The following is a 5,708-nucleotide window of genomic DNA, read 5'->3' on the forward strand; positions in this document are numbered from 1 at the left end:
CCCAGTTTATAACTGGACAAAGCACTACAAACAGACGGGCACTGAAAGTGCCCTACTACAAACAGCCTCCAGATCGGACACTTCGTCGCGTGTTCTTTAGCAAAACACATTCACCGGTAATCCACCCCGCCCCGCACCCCCACAAAAAATCCGTCCCTGAAAACCGGAAAGCGCTATCTCCTCCACCCGTTTGACAAATCGTCCCCTCTGTGGCAACATAGAATCCCGGCATGGGCCGGGACTTCCTCAGGTTCTCTTCCCATATTCGATCCCGAGGGCCCCATCGGCCTCTATCCGCCGGTGGGGCGGAGAGCCGGCTTTCCAGGCACCGGGTTGGCGACCTCGCTCCCGGTGCCTTTTTTATACCGGGCTCTCGGGATGTTCCAGCGGGAATCCCTTCCCAGGCGGAACGAACGCTTTTCCCCTTCCGAAGGGTCCGGAGGGCTGCGAGAAGAGAGGGGATCTTGATTTCCCAGAGGAAGATCCCGTTTTTTGCGCCCCCGAGGGTCGAGGGGCCGGGATGATGACCCGGAACATCCTCCCTACGGGAGAAGCCAGGATGACCATCCTCCGCTTGCCCGGAGCAGCGGACATCCACGTGCATTTGCGGGAGCCGGGGGACACGCACAAAGAGGATTTCGCCACCGGCACGGCGGCGGCGCTGGCTGGCGGGGTGGTGACGGTGCTGGCGATGCCCAACACCCGCCCGCCCCTCGCCGATCCCACAACGTTTCAGGAAGCCGTGCGGCTCGCCCGGGCGAAGGCCCGCTGCGAGGTGGGCCTCTTCCTCGGCGGCACAGCGGAGAACGCCGAGATCGTCGCCTCCGTGGCCCCCCAGGCCGCCGGATTGAAGCTCTACCTGGACGAGACCTACGGTCCGCTGCGGCTGGAGGCGTTGCCCGCGATCCTGCGCCACTTCCAGGCTTGGCCGGGGCCTCGCCCCATCGCCGTCCATGCGGAAGGGCGGACCGCCGCGATGGTGCTGGGGCTGGTCGCCCTCTTCCGCAAGCCGGTTCACTTCTGCCACGTCAGCCGCCGGGAGGAGATCCTCCTGATCCGCCGGGCGAAGGAACGCGGGCTCCCGGTCACCTGCGAGGTCACGCCCCATCACCTGTTCCTGACCGAGGAGGATCTGCCCCGCCTCGGCCCGTTCGGCCAGATGCGGCCGCCGCTGGCCTCGCGGGCCGACCAGGAAGCCCTTTGGGCGAACCTCCCGGTGATCGACGCGGTGGCGACCGATCACGCCCCGCACACCATCGAGGAGAAACAGGGGCCGCATCCTCCGCCCGGGGTGCCGGGCCTGGAGACCATGTTGCCGCTGCTGCTCACCGCCGTCGCTGAAGGCCGCCTGTCCCTGGAGGAGGCGGTTCGGCTGACGGCCACCGGCCCGCGGCGGATCTACGGCCTTCTGGAGCCGCCCCAGACCTGGGTGGAAGTGGAGTGGGGAGGGTCGTGGACCCTCTCCCGGGAAGGGCTCTTCACTCGGTGCGGCTGGACGCCTTTCGAAGGCCTGACGGTTCGGGCGCGGGTGCGCCGGACAGTGCTGTGGGGCCGCGTGGTCTTCGAAGAGGGAACGATCCACGCGCCCCCGGGCTCCGGGCGCGTGCTGTTCGCCGGTCTGGACTCACGCTGAAAAATCGGGGAGGCCTGCGGCCCCCCGCTCCGCACCCCCAAAAAAAAGAAGGAGGCGAACGATGGTCAACCGTCCACGACTGTTTCAGTGGGATGGCTCGATCCGGCGGGAGCCCGTCAACCCGCACAACGGCTTTTACATGCAGGATATCCTCTCGGTCTCCCAGTTCAATCGGGAGAACCTGGCTTATCTCTTCGACGTCGCCGAGGAGATGCGCGAGCTGGTGCGCCGCGTGGGGGCCTGTGACCTCCTCAAGGGCTACGTGATGGCCTGTGTGTTCTACGAGCCCAGCACCCGGACCAGCTCCTCGTTCATCGCGGCGATGGAGCGGCTGGGCGGGGGCGTCATCCCGATCACCCAGGGCGTCCAGTTCTCCTCGGTGGCCAAGGGGGAATCCCTGGAGGACACGATCAAAACCCTGGAGCAGTATGCGGATGTGATCGTGCTGCGCCATCCGGAAGTGGGCGCGGCGAAGATCGCCGCCGAAGTGGCCGAGGTGCCGGTGATCAACGCCGGCGACGGCATCGGGGAGCACCCCACCCAGGCGCTCCTGGATCTCTTCACCATCCAGGAGGAGCTGGGCCGCATCGATGGCCTCCACGTGGCCATGGTGGGCGATCTCCGCTTCGGCCGCACCGTCCATTCCCTCACTAAGTTGCTTACCATGTATGATGTCCGCCTCTCCTTCGTGTCGCCGGAGATCCTGCGGCTGCCCCTCGACCTGATGAACGAGGTGCGCGCGAAGGGGATCCCCGCGTATGAGACCTATGATGTGGCGGACGTGATCGAGGAGGTGGACGTGCTCTACGTGACCCGGGTGCAGAAGGAGCGCTTCACCGATCTCAGCGCCTACGAACAGGTGAAGAACTACTACGTGATCACACCGGAGCTGATGAAACGGGCCAAGGAGCGGATGATCGTGATGCATCCGCTGCCCCGCGTCGGGGAGATCGACCCGGCCGTGGATCGGGACCCGCGGGCGGCTTACTTCCGCCAGGTAGCCAACGGCCTCTACATCCGCATGGCCCTGCTGGCCGCTGTGCTGGGCAAAGCGTGAGCGGAGAGCCGGCGATGGAATTCTTCGAGCGCCTCCACGAACGAACGCGCGGAACCCGGCTGGGCCTGTGCGTTGGGCTGGATCCGGCCCCCGCGCGCCTGCCGGCCTGGGCGCATCGGCACCCGGATCCGGCCCTCGCCTTCCTGCGCTGGATCATCGAGGCCACGGCGGAGGTCGCCGCCGCCTACAAGCCCAACCTGGCCTTCTACCTGGCCCTGGGCCCCTCCGGCCTGGAGACCCTGCGCGCGGTCCGGGCGGCGATCCCGCCGGAGATCCCTGTGATCCTGGATGGGAAGTTCGGCGACATCGGATGGACCGCGGAAGCTTACGCCCAGTTCGCCTTCGAGGTCCTACGCGCGGACGCGGTGACGCTGAACCCGTTCCTCGGCCCCGAGACGCTGCGTCCGTTCCGGAGCCGGGAGGGCCGGGGGATCTTCCTCCTGATCCGGACCTCGAACCCGGGCGCGGAGGCCGTGCAGGAACTCCCGGTTCAGGGGGAAGCCTTCTACCTAGCCCTGGCCCGGCGGGTTCTGAGCTGGCCCGGGGGGGAAGGGGTCGGCTTCGTGGTGGGAGCCACCGTTCCCCATGCCCTGGCCGCCCTGCGCCGCCTGGCGCCCGATCGCTGGTTCCTGATCCCCGGGATCGGCCCCCAGGGAGGCGATCCCGCGACGGCCGTCGCCCTCGCCGGTCCCCCCGCCCTGATCGCGGCCTCCCGCGAGATCCTGGAGGCCCCGGATCCCGGCGCTGCCGCCCGCTCCCTCCTGGAGCGCATGCAGGAGGCCGCCGGGGGGCAGGGGCGCCCATCGGCCGCCGCCGCCCGCGCCCTGGCCCGATGGCTGTTTGAAACAGGGTGCATCCGCTTCGGGGAATTCCTCCTCAAATCCGGGCAGCGCTCGCCGATCTACCTGGACCTTCGACGGCTGGTGACGTTCCCCCGGACCCTGGAGGCCGTCGCGAACCTCTACGCGGCCCTTCTGGAGGGGCTGGTCTTCGACCGGCTGGCCGCGCTCCCCTACGCGGCCCTGCCCATCGGAACCGCCGTTGCCCTGCAGACGGGCCGGCCGCTGATCTATCCTCGGAAGGAGGCGAAGGCCTACGGCACCGCGCAGCGGATTGAAGGCGACTTCCACCCGGGGGAGACGGTGGTGGTCCTGGACGACGTGCTGACCACGGGGGCCAGCAAGCGGGAGGCGATCCAGATCCTGGAGGAGGCCGGGCTGCGCGTCACCGATATCGTGGTCCTGGTGGATCGAGAACAGGGGGGTCGGGAGGAGCTGGAGGCCGCGGGCTATCGGGTGCACGCGGTGATCACGCTGACGGATCTGTTAGAGACGCTGGCCGCGGAGGGATGGATCTCCCCGGAAACCCGTGACCGCGTCCGGGCGGAACTCGCAGGCGGAGCGCGCTGAGGCGAGGCCGCTCTCCGCCCACCCGCGGCAGGGCGCGTCAGTGCCCATCCGTTCGTAGTAGGGCACATTAGTGCCCATCCGTTCGTAGTAGGGCACATTAGTGCCCGTCCGTTCGTAGTAGGGCACGTCAGTGCCCGCCTATCCAAAACGCTTCTTCGCACGCGCGTTCACCGCCTGGGGCACGCAGATGCCCAGCTCGCCGAAGCGCTTACTCACTCGAGGACTAATCCGTTCATAGTGCAGCATATCAGTGCGCCTTTGTTCGTAGTAGGGCACATCAGTGCCCGTCCCGTTCGTCGTAGGGCACGTCAGTGCCCATCCGTTCGTCGTAGGGCACGCTAGTGCCCGTCTACTTGCCCATTTGCCTGAGCCTTCATCGCCTGGGCCTTTCCACCCTGAGCCCGTCCGGGAGGCCCCCTTGAACGCAACCGCTTTCTTTCCGGAATCGAATTCCCGCGTAGATCTCTCCTGCGAGATCGCGGGCGTCCGTCTTTCGAACCCCCTCGTGCTGGCCTCGGGGATCCTCGGCACCAGCGCGGCGTTGATGGCCCGCATCGCCCGGCTGGGGGCCGGGGCGATCACGGCCAAGTCGGCCACCCGGCACCCCCGGGCGGGACATCCAAGCCCGATCCTCTTCGATTGGGGTCATGGCCTGATCAACGCCGTGGGCCTCACGAACCCGGGCGCCGAGGGGATGGCGGCGGTCCTCCGCCAGGCCCGGGCGGAGCTGGCCGCGATGGGCGTCCCCCTGATCGCCAGCGTCTTCGCCGCCAGCGTGGCGGAGTTCGTGGAGGTCGCCCGGATCCTGGCGACGGCGGAACCCGACATGATCGAGCTGAACCTCTCGTGCCCCAACGTGGCCGCGGAATACGGCGAGATCTTCGCTGCCAGCCCGAAGGCCACCGCCGAGGCCGTGGCCGCCGTCAAAGCCGCCGTGCCCGGCCCGGTGATCGCGAAGCTCGCCCCCAACGTCCCCGACATCGGCCGCATCGCCCGGGCTGCCGAGGAGGCCGGGGCCGACGCCATCACAGCCGTCAACACCATGCCGGGGATGGTGATCGATATCGAATCCGGACGCCCGATCCTCACCAACCGGGAGGGCGGGCTCTCGGGGCCTGCCCTGAAGCCCATCGCCATCCGCTGCGTTTACGAGATCGCCCGCGCGGTGCGCATTCCGATCATCGGCACGGGAGGGGTTCTCACCGGCGAGGATGCGATCGAGATGATCATGGCCGGGGCGACGGCGGTGGGCGTGGGCTCTGCCGTGGCCTACCGCGGCCTGGGCGTCTTCCGGGCCATCCGCCAGGAGATGGAAGAGTGGCTGGCTGCCCACGGCTGCCGATGCCTGCAGGAGATCCGCGGCCGGGCCCATCGAGAATAGGGGGATCTCGCCCGAGATAAGGGATAAAATAATATACGCGGCTACGAGACGCTGTCGGTGGCCTTGGATAGCTTAGAGGATGGAGGTGGAACCGTGGAGGAGCATGGCGTTCAGCGACCGGGAACATCCGAAGAAGGACAGGCTTCGCCGGCCCCTCCGGAGGCGGCCGTGGCGGAAGCCGAGGTCTCCCTGGCGGACCAGTGGGAGGCGTTGAAACGGGAGCTGGAA

The 5,708-nt window shown here is 67.7% G+C and carries 4 protein-coding genes; all 4 read left to right on the forward strand.

All coding sequences use genetic code 11. The features are described from left to right. Positions 1–559: 559 nt before the first annotated feature. A complete protein-coding gene (locus NZM16_RS08480; protein ID WP_295479921.1) occupies positions 560–1,633 on the forward strand; it encodes an amidohydrolase family protein in 1,074 nt (357 codons plus the stop codon). A 139-nt stretch (positions 1,634–1,772) separates the two neighbouring features. Continuing rightward, positions 1,773–2,690 carry an aspartate carbamoyltransferase gene (gene pyrB / locus NZM16_RS08485; protein WP_366946191.1) on the forward strand — a complete coding sequence of 306 codons (918 nt, stop codon included), beginning with the start codon at positions 1,773–1,775 and terminating at the stop codon, positions 2,688–2,690. 14 nt (positions 2,691–2,704) lie between these two features. Further along, positions 2,705–4,099 carry an orotidine-5'-phosphate decarboxylase gene (gene pyrF / locus NZM16_RS08490; RefSeq protein ID WP_295479923.1) on the forward strand — a complete coding sequence of 465 codons (1,395 nt, stop codon included), beginning with the start codon at positions 2,705–2,707 and terminating at the stop codon, positions 4,097–4,099. A 418-nt stretch (positions 4,100–4,517) separates the two neighbouring features. Further along, entirely contained in the window at positions 4,518–5,480 is a 963-nt protein-coding gene (locus tag NZM16_RS08495) for a dihydroorotate dehydrogenase (RefSeq protein WP_295450011.1), read from the forward strand. Positions 5,481–5,708 lie beyond the last annotated feature (228 nt).

Source organism: Thermoflexus sp. (assembly GCF_025055495.1).
Taxonomy (GTDB): Bacteria; Chloroflexota; Anaerolineae; order Thermoflexales; family Thermoflexaceae; genus Thermoflexus.

What these genes read in the sequence shown, in the direction of transcription:
- pyrF (WP_295479923.1), top strand. Translation starts at nt 2,705, where the DNA reads ATGGAATTCTTCGAGCGCCTCCACGAACGAACGCGCGGAACCCGGCTG.
- NZM16_RS08480 (WP_295479921.1), top strand. Translation starts at nt 560, where the DNA reads ATGACCATCCTCCGCTTGCCCGGAGCAGCGGACATCCACGTGCATTTG.
- pyrB (WP_366946191.1), top strand. Translation starts at nt 1,773, where the DNA reads ATGCAGGATATCCTCTCGGTCTCCCAGTTCAATCGGGAGAACCTGGCT.